Annotated in this window: 15 protein-coding genes; 13 read left to right on the top strand and 2 right to left on the bottom strand. The window is 29.5% G+C overall.

The genetic code is table 11. From position 1 onward, the window contains the following. Positions 1-39 precede the first annotated feature (39 nt). The 10 genes from NAB20_RS10145 to NAB20_RS10190 all read left to right on the top strand — a co-directional run bounded on the left by NAB20_RS10145 (position 40) and on the right by NAB20_RS10190 (position 13,540). Positions 40-3,042 (top strand): amidohydrolase family protein, encoded by a 3,003-nt coding sequence (locus tag NAB20_RS10145; RefSeq protein WP_375605077.1) that lies wholly within the window; start codon positions 40-42, stop codon positions 3,040-3,042. A 40-nt stretch (positions 3,043-3,082) separates the two neighbouring features. Beyond that, a complete protein-coding gene (locus NAB20_RS10150) occupies positions 3,083-4,384 on the top strand; it encodes an amidohydrolase family protein (protein WP_181142887.1) in 1,302 nt (433 codons plus the stop codon). A gap of 197 nt (positions 4,385-4,581) precedes the next feature. Then, on the top strand, positions 4,582-5,655 hold the full coding sequence (gene prfA, locus NAB20_RS10155) for a peptide chain release factor 1 (RefSeq protein ID WP_088391708.1): 1,074 nt from the start codon (positions 4,582-4,584) through the stop codon (positions 5,653-5,655). 166 nt (positions 5,656-5,821) lie between these two features. Continuing rightward, the gene (locus tag NAB20_RS10160) at positions 5,822-7,849 is read left to right on the top strand and encodes a DUF5723 family protein (protein WP_105196548.1); all 2,028 of its coding nucleotides are present in this window, start codon (positions 5,822-5,824) and stop codon (positions 7,847-7,849) included. Positions 7,850-7,899: 50 nt separating this feature from the next. Further along, on the top strand, positions 7,900-8,499 hold the full coding sequence (locus NAB20_RS10165; RefSeq protein ID WP_105196547.1) for an outer membrane beta-barrel protein: 600 nt from the start codon (positions 7,900-7,902) through the stop codon (positions 8,497-8,499). A gap of 73 nt (positions 8,500-8,572) precedes the next feature. Then, positions 8,573-9,412, top strand: a complete 840-nt coding sequence (gene pyrF / locus NAB20_RS10170; protein WP_375605078.1) for an orotidine-5'-phosphate decarboxylase — start codon at positions 8,573-8,575, stop codon at positions 9,410-9,412. A gap of 30 nt (positions 9,413-9,442) precedes the next feature. Next, entirely contained in the window at positions 9,443-10,273 is an 831-nt protein-coding gene (locus NAB20_RS10175) for an ABC transporter substrate-binding protein (protein ID WP_105196546.1), read from the top strand. A gap of 20 nt (positions 10,274-10,293) precedes the next feature. After that, the gene (locus tag NAB20_RS10180; protein WP_105196545.1) at positions 10,294-11,067 is read left to right on the top strand and encodes an alpha/beta fold hydrolase; all 774 of its coding nucleotides are present in this window, start codon (positions 10,294-10,296) and stop codon (positions 11,065-11,067) included. 562 nt (positions 11,068-11,629) lie between these two features. After that, positions 11,630-12,715, top strand: coding sequence for an L-dopachrome tautomerase-related protein (locus tag NAB20_RS10185; RefSeq protein ID WP_127823146.1), 1,086 nt, complete (start codon positions 11,630-11,632; stop codon positions 12,713-12,715). A 225-nt stretch (positions 12,716-12,940) separates the two neighbouring features. Then, positions 12,941-13,540: a nitroreductase family protein gene (locus tag NAB20_RS10190; protein WP_088394323.1), complete on the top strand. Its 600-nt coding sequence runs from the start codon at positions 12,941-12,943 to the stop codon at positions 13,538-13,540. A 348-nt stretch (positions 13,541-13,888) separates the two neighbouring features. On the opposite strand, the gene NAB20_RS10195 is transcribed toward NAB20_RS10190, so the two are convergent. Both NAB20_RS10195 and NAB20_RS10200 read right to left on the bottom strand, forming a co-directional pair. Next, positions 13,889-14,296, bottom strand: a complete 408-nt coding sequence (locus NAB20_RS10195; RefSeq protein ID WP_088394325.1) for a DNA-binding transcriptional regulator — start codon at positions 14,294-14,296, stop codon at positions 13,889-13,891. Positions 14,297-14,526: 230 nt separating this feature from the next. After that, a complete protein-coding gene (locus NAB20_RS10200; RefSeq protein WP_375605785.1) occupies positions 14,527-15,612 on the bottom strand; it encodes an IS1380 family transposase in 1,086 nt (361 codons plus the stop codon). Positions 15,613-15,912: 300 nt separating this feature from the next. On the opposite strand from NAB20_RS10200, the gene NAB20_RS10205 reads away from it, so the two are divergent. From NAB20_RS10205 to NAB20_RS10215, 3 genes are all read left to right on the top strand, one after another. After that, a complete protein-coding gene (locus NAB20_RS10205) occupies positions 15,913-16,314 on the top strand; it encodes a hypothetical protein (RefSeq protein ID WP_375605079.1) in 402 nt (133 codons plus the stop codon). A 177-nt stretch (positions 16,315-16,491) separates the two neighbouring features. Beyond that, positions 16,492-17,091 carry a hypothetical protein gene (locus tag NAB20_RS10210; protein ID WP_375605080.1) on the top strand — a complete coding sequence of 200 codons (600 nt, stop codon included), beginning with the start codon at positions 16,492-16,494 and terminating at the stop codon, positions 17,089-17,091. Between the two features lie 81 nt (positions 17,092-17,172). Next, a complete protein-coding gene (locus NAB20_RS10215) occupies positions 17,173-21,444 on the top strand; it encodes a hypothetical protein (RefSeq protein WP_375605081.1) in 4,272 nt (1,423 codons plus the stop codon). The last annotated feature ends 69 nt before the right edge of the window (positions 21,445-21,513 follow it).

The following is a 21,513-nucleotide window of genomic DNA, read 5'->3' on the forward strand; positions in this document are numbered from 1 at the left end:
AGATGTTATTTTTAATTTTCAAAAATAAATAAATCATGAATGATGAAAAAAATTATAGCATGCTTATTCCTTAATTTAATATTGTTAAATACTATAAATTCCCAAGAGTATTTTCCTAATAATGAAAGCGTTCAAAGCAAAACTTCTAATTTTATAGCTTTTATTAATGCAAAAATTTACGTTACACCTTCAGAAATAATAGAAAATGGAATATTATTAATTAAAGAAGGCAAAGTGGTGGAAGTTGGTCAAAATCTAATAATTCCAAAAAATACTATCACTATTGATTTAAAAGGAAAGAACCTCTATCCTTCATTTATTGATTTATATACCAATTTTGGTATCCAAACCAATGAAAAGTTAAATGCGTATAAAGATAATAATCCATTATATGATACCAAAAAGAAAGGATATTATTGGAACGAACATATCAAACCAGAAAAAAATGCTTTTGAAGCTTACAAATATGATACTCAAAAAGCAGAAGAATTTTTAAAAGCTGGATTTGGAGTGTTAGGAACTCATATTCCAGACGGGATTGCAAGAGGTACAGGTGCTTTAGTTTTTTTAAATAATGAAAATGGAATTAATAATTTCTTAGAAAAATCAGCCACTCATCATTTTGCCCTCATGAGAAGTGCCTCTTCTAATCAAGCTTATCCATCGTCATTAATGGGGATTTTAGCACTTTTGAAGCAAATGTATTACGATGCTAATTGGTATAAAAAAGGAAATTCAGAATATAAAGATACCTCATTAGAAGCTTTAATAAAAAATGAAAAATTAATTCAAATTTTTGCTACAGAAGACAAATTAAATGCACTGCGTGTAGCGAAAATAGGAAAACAATTAGGCGTTAATTATATATTTAAAGGTTCAGGAAATGAATTTGAGCGTATTGAAGAAATAAAAAAAACAAATTCCCAATTTATTATTCCCATTCATTTTCCTGAAACTTACGACGTATCCGATCCTTATATAGCCAACCAAATAGAATTGGCCGATTTACGTTTTTGGAATCAAGCACCCTTAAACCCTAAAATATTAAACGAAAACGGTATTGTATTTGCTTTAACAACAGATAAATTAAAGAAATTAGAAGACTTTAAGACCAATTTGTTAAAGGCAATAAAATATGGTTTAAATACGACCACAGCATTAGAAGCCTTAACTACAGTTCCAGCTCATTTATTAGGCAAAGAAAATCAGATAGGTTGTTTAAAAGCAGGAGCTTATGCCAATTTTTTAATTACTTCAGGAGATATTTTTGATATAAAAACAACTTTGTTTGAAAATTGGGTTAATGGTAAGAAATATGTAATTAATGATTTAGAAGCAAAAGATATCAGAGGAAATTATCAGTTAACTATTGGAAATGAAAACTATAAAATGAAAATTGAAGGGGAAATAAAAACACCCAAAATAGAAATTAAAAATGATCAAGATAAAACAATAAATTCCAAATTAACACTATCTAATAATTGGGTAAACATCCTGTTACAAACAGTAGATACCACTAAAACAGAATTTCATAGATTAGCAGGTTTTGTTTCAGATGCTAAAAAAATGACAGGAAAAGTCATAAAAGCCGATGGATCAGAATCGGTTTGGGAAGCAAAACAATCCGCTATCTTTATATCCAAAGAAGAAGAACAAAAGAAAGAATATTTAAATAAAATTTTTCCTATAACCTATCCTAACTTACCTTATGGTAATAAAGAAAAACCCAAAGCAAAAAATGTACTATTTAAAAATGCAACAGTTTGGACAAATGAAAAAGAAGGAATTTTAACAGAAACCGATGTTTTAGTAAAAAATGGAAAAATAGTAGCTTTAGGAAAATCAATAAAAGAAGAAACAGCACAAATAATAGATGCTAAAGGCAAGCATCTAACAAGTGGAATCATAGATGAACATTCTCATATAGCAATATCTAATGGAGTGAATGAAGGAGGACATAACTCATCAGCAGAAGTTACAATAGAAGATGTTATTAATTCAGAAGATGTAAATATTTATAGAAATCTAGCAGGAGGCGTAACAACTTCACAATTATTACATGGATCAGCCAATCCTATTGGGGGACGCTCAGCCATAGTACGTTGGAAATGGGGATTATCACCAGACGAAATGATTTTTCAAAATTCACCCCAGTTCATCAAATTCGCTTTAGGAGAAAATGTAAAACAATCCAACTGGGATATTTCAAATCCAACTCGTTTTCCACAAACACGTATGGGAGTAGAACAAGTATTCGTAGATTATTTTACTCGAGCATTAGAATATGACCAAAATTGGAAATTGTATAATGCACAAGGAAAATCAGGTAAATTAAAACAACCACGTATAGATCTTGAATTACAAACAATAGCCGAAATTTTAAATAAAAAACGATTTATTTCCTGTCATTCGTATGTTCAATCTGAAATTTTATCACTAATGCGAGTAGCCGAAAAGTTTAATTTTAAAGTAAACACTTTTACCCATATATTAGAAGGTTACAAAGTAGCTAATGAAATGAAACAACATGGGGTAGGAGCATCTACTTTTTCTGATTGGTGGGCCTATAAATATGAAGTAAATGATGCCATTCCATACAATGCCTCAATTTTACATAAACAAGGAGTACTTGTAGCAATTAATTCAGATGATGCAGAAATGTCAAGACGATTAAATCAAGAAGCCGCAAAAATAGTTAAATACGGAGGAGTTTCAGAAGAAGATGCTTGGAAAATGGTTACATTAAATCCCGCTAAATTACTCCATCTAGATCATAAAATAGGAAGTGTAAAAATAGGTAAAGATGCTGATTTAGTTTTATGGGATAATAACCCATTATCAATATATGCAAAAGTAGATAAAACCATGGTTGAAGGGATCATATATTATGACACTGAACAAGATAAACAACACCGAAAATCCATTCAATTAGAAAAAGCAGAGTTAATCAATCAAATGCTACAAGAAAAAAATCAAGGAACTTTTACAGTACCAGTAGTTAAAAAAATAAAAAAACAATACCATTGTGATACAATGGAATAGTAATAATTCAATTCTTGTACCCTTTTAAAGATATGAAACAATGAAAATAAATATAAAAATTTTATACTCCTTACTATTTGCAACAGGCATTTACTCTCAACAAATTCCAGCCCCTAAACAAACCAAATCAGTACTGATTATCAACGGTGTAGCGCATTTGGGAAATGGAGAAAAAATAGAAAATAGCGCAGTAGGCTTTAAAGACGGTAAAATAAACTTAGTAGCGGATGCTCGCCTTACTCGTATAGATTTAAGTACCTATGACGAAGTAATACAAGCAGAAGGCAAACATATATATCCTGGTTTTATAGCTCCCAATTCTACAATAGGATTAGTTGAAATAGATGCCGTAAAAGCAACTAACGATGAAAGAGAAATAGGCGGTTTTACTCCTAACATAAGAAGTCTTATAGCTTATAATACAGAATCAAAAGTAATAGAAACAGCACGTATTAATGGCGTTCTTATAGCTCAAGTTGCACCAAGAGGAGGAACCATAGCGGGAACTTCATCTATTGTCCAAATGGACGCTTGGAACTGGGAAGAAGCAGTTGTAAAAGAAAATGATGGAATTCATTGTAATTTTCCAGCTACGTTTAAAAAAACAGGATGGTGGGCTGAACCAGGAATGATAGAAATAAACAAAGAATATTTAAAAGAAGTAAACGAGTTTTCTGATTTTTTAAAAAATGCAAAAGCCTATTTAGCCAGTGAACCAATAGAAAAAAATAGAGTATATGAATCTTTAAGAGGTGTTTTTAATGGAACCCAAACCCTATATGTAAACGCCAATGAAGAAAAACAAATCATCGATGCCATTAGAGTGATACAAGAAAATCAAATACAAAAAATGGTAATCATTGGAGGATATCAAGCTGATAAAATAGCACCTCTTTTAGTTAAAAATAATATAGCAGTCTTAGTAGGAAGAGTACACAGTTTACCCAATTTAGATCAAGATGACATAGATCACCCCTTTAAAATAGCCAAACTCTTAATAGAAAAAGGTGTTTTAGTAGGTTTAGAAAACAGTGGAGACATGGAACGAATGAATACCAGAAATATACCTTTTCAAGCAGGAACAACAGTAGCCTATGGACTGACAAAAGAACAAGCCTTACAAACAATTACCCTAAATACCGCTAAAATTTTAGGAATTGATTCTATTTGCGGTTCCTTAGAAGTAGGTAAAGAAGCAACACTCTTTATTTCTGAAGGAGATGCACTGGATATGCGTACAAATAACCTATCACACGCCTATATTCAAGGAAGAAAAATTTCTTTACAATCACATCAAACCCAATTAAACGATAAATACAAAAAAAAATATAACATTCAATAAAACTTTAAATAGAAATCATCAACTTAATGAAAAACAATAAATAATAAGATTTTTGATAGTACACGAAGCTTTCTTTTAAAAGGGAAAAAAATATTTATAAAAATATATTTAAACCAGATCATAAAACTTAAATCTCTAATTCTTGGTTCTTGAAACAAAAATTGTAATTTTGTAGTCCAAAATAGAAGAATTACAATATGTTAGAAAGACTTCAATATGTAAAACAGCGTTTTGATGAGGTTTCAGATTTAATTATCCAACCAGATGTTATTGCTGATCAAAAACGTTATGTACAATTAAATAAAGAATACAAAGATTTAAAAGCGTTAGTTGAAAAACGTGATGAATATGTAAACCTTGTTGGAAATATTAATGAAGCCAAAGAAATTATAGCAGATGGTGCTGATGCTGAAATGATAGAAATGGCAAAAATGCAACTAGAAGAAGCACAAGAAAGACTCCCTCAATTAGAGGAAGAAATCAAATTCATGCTAATCCCTAAAGATCCAGAAGACGCTAAGAACGTAATGGTTGAAATTCGTGCTGGTACAGGTGGGGATGAAGCCTCTTTATTTGCAGGAGATTTATATAAGATGTATACCAGATACTGTGAAACCAAAGGATGGAGAACCTCTGTTGTAGATCTAAACGAAGGAACAGCTGGAGGATTTAAAGAAATTATTTTTGAAGTAACAGGAGAAGATGTTTACGGAACTTTAAAATACGAAGCAGGTGTACACCGTGTACAACGTGTACCCCAAACAGAAACACAAGGACGCGTACACACCTCTGCTGCTACCGTTATGGTATTACCAGAAGCAGAAGAGTTTGATGTACATATAGATATGAATGATGTTCGTATTGATTTATTCTGTTCTTCAGGACCTGGCGGACAATCTGTAAATACAACCAAATCAGCTGTGCGTATGACACACATTCCAACAGGATTAGTAGCACAATGTCAAGACGAAAAATCACAACACAAAAATAAAGATAAAGCCTTGTCAGTACTACGCTCCCGTTTGTACGAAATGGAACTAGCTAAAAAACAAGAAGAAGACGCTAAAAAACGTAATTCGCAAGTTAGCTCAGGGGATCGCTCGGCAAAAATTAGAACCTATAATTTTCCACAAGGACGTGTAACAGATCATAGAATAGGTATGGATATTTTTGATATGGATGGTGTAATGGGTGGAAAAATTCAAAAATTTATAGACGAATTACAATTAGTAGCTAATACCGAAAAATTAAAAGAATCAGAAGTATATTAATGGGGGCTGAAAAGTTAATACTCAGCGTTTAATTTGTTACTTCAACGACAGGAGAAGTCACATTACCAGTATTATGTGATTTCTCCCTATGGTCGAAACAATAAGATTGTCATTTTTTAGAAGAGCCTCTACTTTTAAACAATAAAACCATCATCAAATAAAAAAAATGAAAAAACTTCTCACATTATTTTCTCTTTTCCTCTGTGCAGAACAAATACAAGCACAGTCCTATATCGGATTTGTTCCCGATAACTACAGTGGTGTACACGGTATGATTTATAATCCCGCCGCTATAGTAGGATCTCCCTATCGTCTAGATTTAAATTTAGTTTCAGGAAGTGCCTTGCTAGGTAACGATTATTTTGGTGTCAAAATTACAGACCTTTTAAAAAAAGACTTTGATATAGATTTACAAGCCAAAAAATTTGCTTCATCAAACAATAATGCAATCGTAAATGCAGACGTATTAGGTCCCTCATTTATGTTTAATATTGCACCCAAACACGCTATTGGTTTTTTTTCTAGAGCCAGAGGAAATGTAAACATACACGAGTTAAATGGTACTTTATTTGATAAATTTAGAGAAGATTTCAAAGATGTTAAAAATTATAATATTGATGAAGGCGATTTTAACATGGTAGCCAATACTTGGGCAGAAGTAGGCTTGTCTTATGGAGCCATTATCCTAAATAACGAACAATATTCATTAAAAGGAGGTTTTTCATTAAAGTATTTACAAGGATTTGCAAATTCGTATGCCTACGGAAGAAATATAAGCTTGTTTTTTAATGCAAATAATCTTCCTAAAAATCAAAAAATTACAGCCACAGGAGATTTTATTTATGGCGGTACTAAAGAATTTGATAACCTAGATAAAGAAATTAAATACAACTCAAATTCTAATGGATTTGGAGGTGATTTAGGATTCCTATTTGAAATAAAAAATCAGGATATTCAAAAAAAATATGGGCCTAATTATAAATGGAAATTTGGAGTATCTGTAACCGATATAGGTTCTATTAACTATAAATCAAATACAGAAAATCATTACGAATTTAATAGCATTACCATCAATCAAGTACTTGTTGAATCAGCAGGAAATTTAGACAAGATTTTAACATTATTTGATTCAACTCCAGAGGTTAATACTTCACAAAAAGTAATGCTGCCAACCGCTTTACATACCAATATAGATTGGAATTTTTTTAGAAAATTTTATTTAAATATTAACGGTGATTTTAATTTAAACGATAAAAAAGCCTTAAATACAACATCAATTGCTAATACCTATATTTTAACTCCACGTTACGAAAGCAAATGGTTTAGTTTTGCTTTGCCAGTAAACTATATGGAATACAGAGGACTAAATGTAGGAACTAGTTTGCGTTTTGGTCCTTTATTCTTAGGATCAGGATCTATCTTAAGCAATCTCATTTCATCAGAGTCAAAAGGTGCCGATGTTTATTTTGGATTAAAAGTACCAATTTATAAAGGAGAAAAAAGAGTAAAACAGCCAAAAGAAATAAAACAACCAGAGCCGACACCTGTAGTGGTAGAAAAGATAATACCTGACACCGATAATGATGGTTTGTTAGACAATGTAGATCAATGTATTAACGAAAAAGGACCCAAAGAAAACGGAGGATGTCCTTATAAAGATACCGACAATGACGGTGTTATAGATCCTGAAGATAAATGTATAACAATAGCAGGACCTGTTGAAAATAAAGGTTGTCCTTGGCCTGATACAGATGGAGATATGGTGTTAGACAAAGATGACAAATGTATAGATGTACCTGGAACAATCAAAAACAATGGATGTCCTGAAGTAACACAAGCAGTTGTTAAAAAGCTAAATGATTATGCAAAAACAATTTTGTTTGATGCAGGAAAAAATACTTTCCAATCTACTACTTATCCAGTATTAGAAGCTATGTCAGCCCTTTTAAAAGAATATCCTACAGCTAAATTCTCATTAGAAGGCCATACAGATAGTATAGGGAAAGCAGAAACAAATCAAGCTTTATCAGAAGCACGAGCATCCGCTATTATGAATTATTTAGTAAGTAAAGGAATTGATAAAGCAAGACTAAAAGCAATAGGATATGGTGAGTCAAAACCAATAGCTTCTAATAAAACAAAAGCAGGAAAAGCATTGAATAGAAGAGTAGAAGTGAGATTAATCATTGAATAATTTCATCATTTTTAATATCTTGTACATCATAAACAAAATAATGTACAACTATGAAAAATACGAATTTTAAAAAAATAGGCCTATTATTATTACTAAGTTCATTTTTTAATAGTAATGCTCAAGAAAAAAGAACGAGCGAGTTCAGAGTTAGTTATGGAGTAGTTTCAACTAACAGTATCATTAATACCGTTACAGATATTTTAACTACTCCAGCAACTTTAGGAGCAATAACAGTAGATAATAAAATCAGTTCAGGAGTATTTACTATTAGTTATAGTTATGCTCTTGTAGATAAGTTAAATTTAGGATTAGATCTAGCGTATGAAGCTTTTGTGTCAGATGTCATATCCAATGGCAAGATTGTAAATAAACAAAAAGAAGACGATATTACCCTAGCTCTAAAATCCAATTATAATTATCTGTCAAAAAATAAATTTAGATTATATTCAGGTTTAGGAATAGGTTATACACTTATCAAAAACAGAACAAATGATTTATCCTCACAAGGACTATCCTTTGATAATTCAAGCCGATTTAATTTTCAAATAACAGGTATCGGATTTCGATATGGAGGAAAATTAGGAATAAGTGCAGAAGCTGGTTTAGGATATAAAGGAATTTTAAATGCAGGAATTTCCTATCAGCTCTAAAATTAAGATATTTATTAAAAAGGATGTTCAATTTGAACATCCTTTTTTTATTTTTGTAACACAAAAAAATAAAATGACAACACAACAATTAATCCATCAAATTCAAGAAAAAAAATCATTCCTTTGCATAGGATTAGATGTAGATTTAGATAAAATACCACAACACCTTTTAACAACAGAAGATCCTGTATTTGAATTTAATAAAGCTATTATAGATGCTACACAAGATATATGCGTAGCCTATAAACCCAATATTGCTTTCTTTGAAGCTTATGGAATCAAAGGATGGATTTCGTTAGAAAAAACCATTCAATATATTAATAGAAATTATCCTCAAATTTTTACCATTGCAGATGCAAAACGAGGCGATATAGGCAATACCTCCTCTATGTATGCCAAAGCATTTTTTGAAGATCTAAAATTTGATTCCGTTACAGTAGCACCCTACATGGGAAAAGATTCCGTAGAACCTTTTTTAGCATTTAAAGACAAACATACAATCATGTTAGCTTTAACATCAAACGAAGGAGCCTTTGATTTTCAAACCTTAAATGTAAATGGAAAAGAATTATACAAACAGGTTATAGAAACATCTAAAAATTGGAAAAACTCAGAAAATCTAATGTATGTAGTAGGTGCCACTAAAGCAGAATATTTTCAAGAAATTAGAAAAATTATACCCGATAGTTTCCTCTTAGTACCAGGAGTAGGAGCACAAGGAGGAAGCCTACAAGAAGTATGTAAATACGGAATGAATAGCAATGTAGGTTTATTAGTTAATTCTTCTCGTGGAATTATTTACGCTTCAAAAGATAAAGATTTTGCTCTAAAATCAAGAGAAGAAGCTTTGAAATTACAAAATGAAATGAAAGAAATTTTAATTTCAAACCCAACTTTAAACCTTCAGAGTTAAAAGAACATGATTTAATCCCCTTTTGAACAAATGATTTATACTGATCCAACAGGAAACCAACAAGAATTAAAAGCAACCCCCAAAAGAATTATTTCTTTAGTACCTTCACAAACCGAATTATTATATGATTTAGGTTTAGAAGATAAAATTGTAGGTATAACAAAATTTTGTGCACATCCTTTTCATTTTAAATCCACAAAAACTATTGTAGGAGGAACAAAAAATATAAAAATAGATAAAATAAAAGAACTAAATCCCGACATCATTATTTGTAATAAAGAAGAAAATACCCAAGAAATAGTTCAAGAATTAAACTCAATATGCCCCGTTTGGGTAACAGAAATCTATACTGTTGAAGATAATAACAAAATGATTGAAGATTTTGGCAAACTATTTAATGTACGTACCGAATCACAAAAATGGATCGATAAAATTAATTTTGCAAAAAATGATTTTCTTCATTTCATCAAAGATTATGAAAAACAAACAGTAGCCTATTTCATCTGGGGAAAACCCTATATGGTAGCAGGAAGAGATACCTTTATTAATCATTTATTACAATTAAATAAATTAGAAAATATTTATGCAAATAATGATAAGTATCCCCAACGATATCCAGAAGTTATTGTGCAAAAAATGCGAATTCAAGGCGATCCCGACTTAATATTCCTTTCATCAGAACCCTATCCTTTTAAAGATGAACACGCTTTTGAATTAGGGCGATATTCACACCATGCAAAAACTGTTTTTGTTGATGGAGAAATGTTCTCATGGTATGGTTCACGTTTAGTAAAAGCCTTCGATTATTTTAAAAAATTACGTTTACGTATAGGTGAATTACATTTACACCATGCACACTAAAAATAGAATTACTATAAAATATGATTCATTACACCATTTATGAAAATACATCAAGTAATCAATGGGTTACTTTTGTACATGGGGCAGGAGGAAGTTCTTCTATATGGTTTAAGCAAATTAGAGAATTTCAAAAACATTTCAACGTCCTATTACTCGATTTAAGAGGACATGGAAATTCTAAAAAAGCAAACTTCTCAAAAAAATATACATTTAAGTCTATTGCTCATGACGTATTAGAAGTTATAGATTATTTAAAAATACAGTCATCCCATTTTATCGGAATTTCTTTAGGAACCATAGTCATCAGGCAATTAGCCGAAATGTATCCAGAAAGAGTTAAAAGTATGATTATGGGTGGTGCTATCCTAAAAATGAATTTTCGCTCACAAATATTAATGAGAGTAGGTAATTTTTTTAAATATGTATTACCCTATTTATTCCTCTATAAATTATTTGCCTTTATTATTATGCCAAAAGATAATCACAAACAATCCCGTTTGATGTTTATCAATGAAGCTAAAAAATTGTATCAAAAAGAATTTATAAAATGGTTTAAATTAACATCTGAAATAAATCCCGTATTAACTTGGTTTCGACAAGTAGAATTAAATATCCCAACGTTATATATAATGGGAGAAGAAGATTACATGTTTTTGCCAACCGTAAAAAAAGTAGTAGAAACACATTATAAATCAGCAAAACTAACCATTATTGAAAAATGTGGACACGTTGTAAATGTCGAACAAGCCCCTATTTTTAATAAAAAAGCAATTGATTTTTTAAAAAAAATATAATAAAATCCAATTTTAAAATTTTGAGATAGATTTAACCTAAGTTTCACATTACACTTTGTTTTACAATAAAAAAGGCAATAAATTCAAGTGCTCACGGAAAATTTTAGAAGATGAAAAAGGCAACTATTTTGGTACGTCCTTAAATTTGAATAAAAGTAAAATGGAATAGATTGCTAATGCGGAATTTGAGTTAAACCATTTTCAAAAAGATCATGTTTTGTTTTTTAAAAATCATTTTGAGACAGATTCAGAAAAAACTATCAATAAAATTAGTTTTCAATACCTCCTTACTTATAAAATGAAGACCTGTTTTTGGAAAAGTCCAAAAGTAGGGTTTTTCTTTCCATCTTTTACTACAGTATCTACTCAATGATTTTGTAGATGTCTAAAAAAGAACCTATTACTATCCCCAAGCAGCCCATTAGTAATCTAATGCTAGACGTAAATTCAGTCGTCTATACAATATATTAGGTACTATCTATTTTATCCGTTATTGCAAAGATAAATAACTATACTTATTTTTGTAACTATAAAAATTATAGTTTAATCAATTCTTGTAAAAATGAAAAAAAACAATCTATTTATATCAATGGTATTTGCTTTCTTACTTATAATAAGTTTTGAAACGAATGTCTACGCCCAACTAAAAGCAGATAAGAATAGCCAATTGGAGATAGTTGCAGAAATGCAGATTCGTCCTGGAAACGTAGCAGTTAGTAACAAAGGGGTCGTTTATTCAACCATTCATCCTTTGGGAAATCCATCCATGCAATTGGTTGTTATTAAAGATGCCAAAACAATAGAAGCGTTTCCCAATATGGGATGGCAAAGAGGAGCCGATCAAAAGGCAACTCCTACTACCTTCGATACACCACTTGGAATAACTACAGATGAAAACGGAAATTTATGGGTAATTGATATGGGGTTAAATTTAGGGCAAACTAGATTGTTTTGCTTTAGTTCAGAAAGCAAAGAAAATATTTTTTCTTTAACCTTCCCTGAAGAAGTAGCCCCAAAAGGCTCTTTTATCCAAGATTTAGCAGTTGATATAAAAAATGGTTTTATTTATCTAGCAGATATAGCCAACCCTGGGATTATAGTAGTTAATATAAAGACAAAAGCCGTAAAAAGATTAAAACAACACCCTTCATTTTTAAGTGAAGACATTGATACAGTTATAGACTTTAAAATTATAAATTTTGGAGGCAAACCTGCGCGTGTAGCAATAAATCCAATTACAATTTCAGCAGATAAAGAAACGGTTTTTTACGGTGCGATGAATGGAAAAACATGGTACAGTATATCCGCAAGGGCAATTAGAAAAAATGAAGAAGAAGATAAAATTTTAGCAACCATAAAAAAAGTGGGAGATAAACCAATTTCAGACGGTGTTGCAACAGATAAAAAAGGCAATCATTATTTTACAAATTTGAATGATAAAGGAATTGATAAATGGAATGCTAAAACAAAAAAGTTAGAACCTTTCATTCGAGATGCTAGATTACTTTGGGCTGATAACATCAGTTTACAAAATGGATACCTCTATATATCTGTTAACCAGCTTCATAAAACAATAGCTTTTTCAGGTACAATCGATTCAGGAAAACCACCTTACTTTATATACAAAATAAAAATAAACAAATTGTAAACTTTTAAAAATAAAAAGGCGGTTATTGCTTCATATAATTTATTTAAAACCAGATTTCGCATTAGAAAAAATAAATTTTATAACTTATTGAAATAAAAAGATTTAGTTTTACTGATTCTAGTACTTAATTTTATAAAATACTGATAATCAATAAAATGTACTTTTTTAAAATCTCTAATGAGTATTTGGGTTAAACCAGCATAAAAAATAATTAAAATAAATAAAATGGATTTTATAAACTTATCAAAAAACAGATATACAACCAAAATGTATAACACACAGCAAAAAATATCCGATTATGAAATAGAACAATTGAAGGAAATTTTGCGATTAAGTCCTTCATCTATTAATAGTCAACCATGGAAATTTATTATTGTGTCAAACGATAAAACAAAAAATCAATTAGCAGAAGTTTCTTACTTTAATGAACAAAAAATTAAAGAAGCAAGTCATTTAGTGGTTTTTTGCGCAATAAATGACATTCCTACTTTTGAAAATCAAATAAACAAAAATCTTCCCGAAGGAGCCGTTGGTTATTACAATCAGTTCATAAAACCACTGCCTGAGTCTGAAATAAAGTCCTGGCTAAAACATCAGATTTATCTTTCATTAGGCTATTTTTTGAGTGCTTGTGCAAGTATGAAAATTGATTCTACCCCAATGGAAGGGATTAAATGTGATGAATATGATCAAATTCTTAATCTAAAAAATTATTCAACATTATTTGCAGTTGCAATTGGTTATAGAGATGAAAATGACCCCAATCAACCCCACATTAAAAGTAAATCAAGATTACAAATGGAAGAAATTGTCGAAGTCTTATAGTCGATTTTTTTTACCCGCAATTTAAATAAGTTTTGCTGAAAACTAATTCAACGTAAATTGATATTATTTTTACTCCAAATATTCTTTTTTATGTTTTTTAGAAAATGTTAAGTCTTATATAACTTGTAAAAAAGATATTTTAAAAATAGAAATTGAAGAAATCAGAATACTTAAATGCAAGGTTTTTATACTATAATATTCTCAAAAACCTTGCATTTAATAATAAAATTCAATTGTAGTTTTATCTTTTTAAACCAAATGACTATTTAAAAAAAGTAAGAAAATCATAAAAAACAAAATCAAATACTATAAAATATCATTTTAGCAGTACAACCTTATAAAAAACAATTAAAAATTATTTTGCTTTACTTTATTTATATATTTAATCCTTTCCTTATAAACTTGGATGAGCTCTATGTTATGATAATAGTCAAGAGAATTAGGATTTAAAATCTTCAAAATCTCCTCACGTTGATTAATTAATTCATTCAAGTGATGAATCGTTTTATCTAAACCACTTTCCGTATAATATATTTCCGAAGGTTCTTTTATATGATTTACATCAGATAAAAATTTATCTAATATTTGGTATTTTGTTGATGGAATCTTCTTTCCATTTTCATAACCATTATAAGTTTGAAAAGAGACCCCTATTAAATCCGCCACTTCCTTTTGAGTCAAACCTTTCATTTTTCTAGTTCTTTTCAATTCTTCTGGGCTCATAGATCTTTTTTTAGTTTCGTTTAATTTCAACATCGTTTTTTATTTTTATAAAAAATTTGATTTTATATTATTTTTAATCAAATATTTTATATATTTGTACATCTGATTTTTGATATAGTTTATAAGTATAAACCATACGTTTAATTTTCATAAAGAATTTACACAAATTATATGCTGGTATAATTTGTGTAAACATTAAAAACAAATATACAAAAGTTATATTAGTTCATTCTAAAAACACGACAAAGACAAAATAGTTTGTGTTAAACTGACAGATTACGCATTAGGAATTTCCTTAGTCCAGTCAATAGGATAATCCCAAATACTTTGGAACCATTTTCTACGTTTTTTGTTAGAGCGATTTTTAGCTTTATAATGTCTTTGACTTTTTCAAAATAAGCCCCTACAGCAAAAGTTCTATATCTTAATGTCGACAACGTTTTTTGATTTTTTTCTTGTAATACAAAAATTCTAAATAAAGACATTAAATTGTAAGCTATCATCGAGAAAATTAGGGCTGCTTCGGTTGGAAAAAAATCTTTAAGATTAAAACTTTCAGCACCAAAATCTGATTTTAATTCTTTGATTCTATTTTCAGCATCACCTCTTTGTCTATAGGTTCTCCATACGTCTGTAGCGGCATATTCTACATTTGTAACATAGGCTGAGTATCTGTAATTTTTATGTATTTCATCTTCTGGAAATAAGCTTAATGTTCTTCCTGTAGCATTTGGACGCTTTGAGATTTTTTGTCTAACAATTACAATTCTTCTGCTTTTATCCCAAGAATTTGCTTGATATTCTTTATCACAAATTTCTATTCCATCATCGACATTTATCCATAAATCTTGCTTGTTAATAAGGTTTTGAATAGGATGTGTAAAGCGTACAGCAACAATGTAATTAAGTGCTTTTTGTTCTAAATAATCCAAAATATCTTTTTGAAAAAATCCGCTATCCAATCGAACTAAACCTACTTTTTTAGTTCCAAAATTAGACATTGTATCTTCTAAAAACCCAACAAAATTATTGGCAGAACTACTATCACCGCTTCTAAGCCAAAAATTAGCAACCATTTTTACATCATTAATAAAAGCAATAATAGGATGATGACTCTTTCTACCTTTTTTCTTTGGGTTATATCCTTTTTTTGCACCTTCTTGTATACCGTAACGTGTAATGACTGACGAATCAATATCAAGAGTGAAGTAATTAATATTCAAATTTTGAAAAAACCAACTAAAAAAATGTCGTGAAACTCCTTGATTGGTGGCTTGTGTAAATTTCGAAAAATAACGCTTGTAAACATCTTGTGCTGGTATTTGTGACCAACCAAAAATATCCCTAATGCTCTATCTGCTCGAGTAACTTCTGTATGCAAAAATCGATTCGCTCCACACCAAATACTAGTAATAAATGATTCTAAAATTACCAGACATCATATCCTCCATTCGAGTTTTGAGTAGGTAAGGAATTACAATTGTAAATATGGGTTTTAAAGTTGATTTTATCTAACATTTGCTTCAAAAAAACCATTCCGCCGCAAGGTGTAATCTCTTTATTAGTAAAGGATAACTCAAATTTCATAAGTTAAATTTCTCTAACGCTACGCGTTAGAATTATTGTACTAAAATTACTACTTTTTTCTAATGCGTAATTTGGGTTTAATGAAATACCTAACAGTAACAGAACATAAGTTTTTCGTAAAACCTTGTAGATATATGAGCTTTGAATTCATCCAAGATGGCTACCAAATAATCCATAAATACAGCATAGGCAAACTCTATCAATCAGAACCAAGAACCTATTGCTTTGACGATTTAGGAACAGAAAACAACCTAAAATACTTCGGCAATGAATGCAATGTAATGACAGAAATTCTATTAAGTCGATATGATCTATTCATTTCAAAAAAACTCCAAACCCGTATAACCACAAACCTATCAGCCACAGGAATAGAAAAACATTACGGCAATCGAGTTAGCTCAAGATTACGAGAATTATGTAATTTAATAGTCTTTGATAATATAGCTAAAGACAAGCGTAAATAAATTGCATAATCACGATCACCCAAAAACAATAACAAAGCGTGAGTAAATGATAAATTTAATAGCATTTGAAAAATCAGCTTAAGACAAAAGATAAAATCCGTATAAATCCGCGTTGCGAAGCATCCGTTTCATCCGCGTTCCATTAACAAGAAAGAACATGAAAACAATAACCAACTTTTGGAATTACTTCCAACAAAACAACTTCGTTTTCCTACTCCTAAACGAAATCCCAAAAACGAACTAAAAATCCATTTCGACAAACTACTCGAAATACTACATCAATACAACAATAACCTAGACCTCATCATTAAAAACAAAAAAAACGGTGCAGAATTAATCATTACCGCAAACGAAAATCCCTATCTTTTCAAAGAAGTAGAATTACTTGTCCATCATGCACCAGTTGTACAACGTTGGAAAATAACAGAATTCCTTCAACCAGAAAACAACTTAACCAAATACGAAAACGGCACCGACAAACCACTAGAATATTACGGCATCACTTTACGTATAAGTGAAATGTATTTTATCCCATTAGAAAGCCCAAACCAACCAACCGATTTAGGAATAAAAGTATTGCTCAAAAATTACATCGTCCACAAAGAAAACTCAAGACTTCGAGAAGCAGTTTATGTGCATATCGAACATCTAATTGTTGAAAAATCCTTTGCCAATGATATTACATTTATTGAAATTGGACAATTAAAAAATAATCAAAATGATAAAATTGAAATATACAATTTACATAGTTACATAAAGAATAATAATGTTAATTAAATATTTATAAATGAAATCAAATCATAACAAAACACATTAAAATTATTTCTAATTTTATCATATTTAGTTATTTAAATTAATATGATAGATTTAATTTCTTGGGATAAATTAAAACCTTACAATTCTACTCAAAACAAAAGCTTTGAAGAATTGTGTTTTCAAATATGTATAGAAAAATATAAAAATGAAGGTAACTTTACCCGTATTGACGATAGTGGCGGTGGCGATGGAGTTGAATTTTATTTAGAATTAACTAATGGTGACATTTGGGGTTGGCAATGCAAATTCTTTGGAAGATTTGACGAAGGAGGTAGAAAAGAACAGATTAAGAAATCGTTACAAACTGCTTACAAAAAACATGGCGATAAATTAAAAAAATGGACACTTTGCTCTAAAAATTCATTGACAAACGAAGAAAAAAAATGGTTTGATAATGTTGGTAATCTAAAATACGACGGAGCTACAGTCTTACCTCTTGGCAATAATATTATTATTGATCATTGGGGAGATAGTATAATATTAAATCTTTTAAGAAAATATCAAAGTATCTATAAATTCTTTTTTTCTGATAAGATTTTAGATGAAAACTGGTTTAAAGAAAAGTTTGAACTAATTTATAATTCCAATGTCATAAAGTCAAAATATTTAAATTCCTTACATGTCAAAGGTGAAGTTGATGATTTTATAACAAGACGTTTAGGTGGTAAAGATTTAGTTAATTTGATAGAAAAAAATGAAGACAATATTGGAATTTATCACTTTAAAAAAGAATTCAATGAAGAAATAAATAGGATTAAAAATGAAGAAAATAAATTTGAGTTTGATGAAATTTATCAAGAAATAAAATCATTTTTATTTGAAAATAAATATGATACAATAGTTGATGATGGTGCAAAATTACTTGATGATATAAAGTCTCATTTTTTGGATGATAATTACAAATTATCAGTTTCTTTAGAAACAAAAATTGATGAGTATAAAAATCGTTATAAAGACTTTTATGAAGCTTACATATTATATAAGAATTCCGAAAAACTTAAATCAATTCACTGGGATGATGAAGAATTAGAAAACAGTGAATCTTCGAAAGAAAAGATTAAGAAGTGTAGAGAAACATTACTTGGACCTTATTTTACACTCAGAAATTATGATTATTTCTTAGGTACTTTTGAAGAATTAATTGCGTTAAAATCAAATGAAATTCATATAAGCGGGAATGCATCTAAAGGAAAAACACACATTTCAGTTGATATAGTAAAAAAACAATTAGATAAAAATAAACCAGCCGTTTTTGTTTTTGGCAAAAGTTTCAAATCCGATTTACCTTTAAAAGACCAACTGAGAAGTATTCTAGATTTGCCAACAGATTGGACAATTAGTGATTTTTTAAGCATTTTAGATGTTGCAGGAAGAATTCAAAATACAAAAGCAATCTTACTAATTGATGGGCTTAATGAAGCTATAAAATGGAAATCTGTTTGGGGAGACAATTTAGAAGAATTAATAAACGAGATAAACGTAAAATATCCCAATATTCTACTTATCACTACTTTTAGAACATCCTACAAAAAAGAATTGTTTCCTAAAGATTATTTTAATTATGATCCATATAACTATGACAAGTTGGTTAGAGTTAATGGATTTACCCATTATAATCTAAATGAAGCAATGGATAAATACTTTGAGCATTATGATATAACTCTTGTTAACTCTTCTGGAGCTGTAAATGCTTTTTCTGAACCACTATATCTAAAAATATTTTGTGAGACTAAACAAGGTAAATCGGTTTCATTCCAAAATGAAGACCTATTTGATGTTTTTGAAGAATATTTAATAAAGTGTAATGAAAATATTAGCGAAAAACTAGGAAAAGAACTTAGGTTCAATAAAAAATTCACTATTAATATTCTTGAAAAAATTTCTGAATCTCTTTGGGAAAATAGCTCTAGAGAAATTGATTTTGAATATGTAATTAATAATATATTTAACGAAGAAGAGTTTCTGGTTTTTGAAAAAGAAGATTTATTAATATTTAGGGATTGGAATAATGTGGAGGTTATAACATTTACTTATGACTTACTAAGTGGTTATTTAATTGCAAAAAATCTATTCAAATCAATTGATTCTAAAGAAAAACTAAATGAATTAATCAAATCAACAAAATTCAAGAATGAACTTTTAAACAGAAAAACATGTCACCCACTATTCAACGATATCCTCAGAAGTTTTTGTGTATTAGCAATTAAAAAATTTGGATTAAGTTTTTATTCATCTATCAAAAACGAAACTTTAAACGATTATTTATTAAAATCTATTTTCGAAGTAAATCAAAAAAAGATTATAGATAACAAATCGGTTGCAGTTAATATTATCAAAGAGAATTTTAAAGATTTTAACAAACATAATCTCATTTTCAATCAATTCAAAAATACTGAACTAGATAGCCAAAATCCATTAAATATAGATTTACTATCTAATTTATTGTTCAATATGAAAGTTTCCGATAGAGATTTGAGTTGGACAGAATATATTAGGTCAAACAATTTTGTTCGCGACAATGAATATAAAAAATTCTTAAATGGCTTTGAAGTAGCCTGCAAATCAAAAACAAAATTCAAGACTGATAAAGTTCATTTAGCGGCAAAAAAAACAATGTGGTTTTTAACATCAACCAACAGGGAATTTAGAGACTTGTCAACAAGAGCTCTTTATTATTATGGTCAAAAATACCCTGACAAATTTCTTGAATTGGTACTATATTCCTTATCAATAAATGACCCTTATGTTTGGGAAAGAACATTAGCAGCTATGTATGGTGTTGTTATGGCTAAACACAGTACTGATGACAATTTTAAAAAATTATTCCTTCCAAGAATAGCTCTAACAATATTTGAATCAATTTTTAAAAAAGAGGCTCCTTTTTCAACAACTCATATCTTAGCTAGGGATTATGCTTCAAAAACTATTGAAATTGGATTATTGCACCATAACGATTTATTGAAACCTGAAGAAATTTTACTGACAACTGCTCCATTTACAATAGGTGGCAATCGAAATCCTAATGAATTTGATTATGAAAAGGAAGAAGGTATTTTTTCAGAACCTATCAGTATGGATTTTAGTAACTATACTATTGGTAGAATTGTAGAGGGTGGGCATTCCTATTCTGACCCACCAGAGAAGAAAAAAGTTAGAAGGCAGATATATGCTAGAATTTATGAATTAGGCTGGAATGAAGCAGAATTTAATGATATTGATGGAAGAATAAGATCCCAAGGTTATCGTTCAAGAACAGAACAAGCCCATACTGAAAGATATGGAAAGAAATATTCATGGATTGCTTATTTTGAAATAGCTGGTTTACGGATAGACAATAAATTAATAGAGGATAATTGGGATAGATTCCGTTTTTCAGATGCTGATATAGATCCAAGCTTCCCTGAACGTGCTAAAAATAAAAAATTTGTTTTAAAAGATTATCTCGGAGATTCAAAACAACCATTGCTAGAATGGTATACCAATGGCGGTATACCTGACATTAATGAATATCTAAAAATAGATAAACTAAAAGGTCATGATGGAAGCTGGATATGTTTAGATGGTTTTATAGTTCAGGAAAGAAAAAAAATTAACCGCGAAGTTTTTGTATTCATAAGAGGATTGTTAGTTAAAAATGATAAATACGAAGAACTAAAAGAACATCTTATTAAAAAGGAAGATATTGGAGGTCGATTTTTACCCGACCCAAGAAGTAATTATTACACTTTTGCAGGTGAGCTATATTGTATCAAGGAATCCGTAGCCGACAATTCTTGTATAATAAGTTTTGAAGCAGATAGGAAAACAGTTAAAGTTAAAAAAGGAGAACCAGGATATTTTGCCAGACCAGTTTTTGATGAAAACAAAATAAAATTTTCATATCCAGAATTCATTGGGATAGATTCAGTAACCTATGATGAATGCGAAGTACTATTACCTGTTATGGATTACAGTTGGGAAAGTAGTCATAGTGAATTAAATAAAGCAGGTCATGAAACTGTTATTTCAAAAGAACTGGCTAATTCATTAAATCTAATTAACAAACCTCAAACTTTTGACCTTTTTGATGATAAAGGGGATTTAGCTTCGCAAAACTTATTCTATAACAAGGATTATAACAACAATCATAGATTTACGTACTTAAGAAAAGATTTATTAGATAAGTTTCTTCTAGAGAATGACTACAAACTCATTTGGGGAATTTGGGGTGAGCGTAATGTAAGATTTAAAGATATAGATTATAGCAGAAAATTTCATACCGATAACAAAGTATCCAACTTACAGATTTTTAGTGATGTTATTGAATACAAATAATATTTTTTTTCTTGTAAATTCATTTTAAACAAAAATAATCATATCAAATGTTTTTTGTCCCATTTTTTT

The organism is Flavobacterium davisii, assembly GCF_042182265.1.
In the GTDB taxonomy this organism is placed as follows: Bacteria; Bacteroidota; Bacteroidia; order Flavobacteriales; family Flavobacteriaceae; genus Flavobacterium; species Flavobacterium davisii.

Excerpts from the sequence above, each read along its gene's own strand:
- NAB20_RS10145 (WP_375605077.1), top strand. The coding sequence starts at position 40 with ATGATGAAAAAAATTATAGCATGCTTATTCCTTAATTTAATATTGTTA.
- pyrF (WP_375605078.1), top strand. The coding sequence starts at position 8,573 with ATGACAACACAACAATTAATCCATCAAATTCAAGAAAAAAAATCATTC.
- NAB20_RS10180 (WP_105196545.1), top strand. The coding sequence starts at position 10,294 with ATGATTCATTACACCATTTATGAAAATACATCAAGTAATCAATGGGTT.
- NAB20_RS10185 (WP_127823146.1), top strand. The coding sequence starts at position 11,630 with ATGAAAAAAAACAATCTATTTATATCAATGGTATTTGCTTTCTTACTT.
- NAB20_RS10190 (WP_088394323.1), top strand. The coding sequence starts at position 12,941 with ATGGATTTTATAAACTTATCAAAAAACAGATATACAACCAAAATGTAT.
- NAB20_RS10195 (WP_088394325.1), bottom strand. The coding sequence starts at position 14,296 with ATGTTGAAATTAAACGAAACTAAAAAAAGATCTATGAGCCCAGAAGAA.
- NAB20_RS10205 (WP_375605079.1), top strand. The coding sequence starts at position 15,913 with ATGCGTAATTTGGGTTTAATGAAATACCTAACAGTAACAGAACATAAG.
- NAB20_RS10175 (WP_105196546.1), top strand. The coding sequence starts at position 9,443 with ATGATTTATACTGATCCAACAGGAAACCAACAAGAATTAAAAGCAACC.
- prfA (WP_088391708.1), top strand. The coding sequence starts at position 4,582 with ATGTTAGAAAGACTTCAATATGTAAAACAGCGTTTTGATGAGGTTTCA.
- NAB20_RS10150 (WP_181142887.1), top strand. The coding sequence starts at position 3,083 with ATGAAAATAAATATAAAAATTTTATACTCCTTACTATTTGCAACAGGC.
- NAB20_RS10165 (WP_105196547.1), top strand. The coding sequence starts at position 7,900 with ATGAAAAATACGAATTTTAAAAAAATAGGCCTATTATTATTACTAAGT.
- NAB20_RS10160 (WP_105196548.1), top strand. The coding sequence starts at position 5,822 with ATGAAAAAACTTCTCACATTATTTTCTCTTTTCCTCTGTGCAGAACAA.
- NAB20_RS10215 (WP_375605081.1), top strand. The coding sequence starts at position 17,173 with ATGATAGATTTAATTTCTTGGGATAAATTAAAACCTTACAATTCTACT.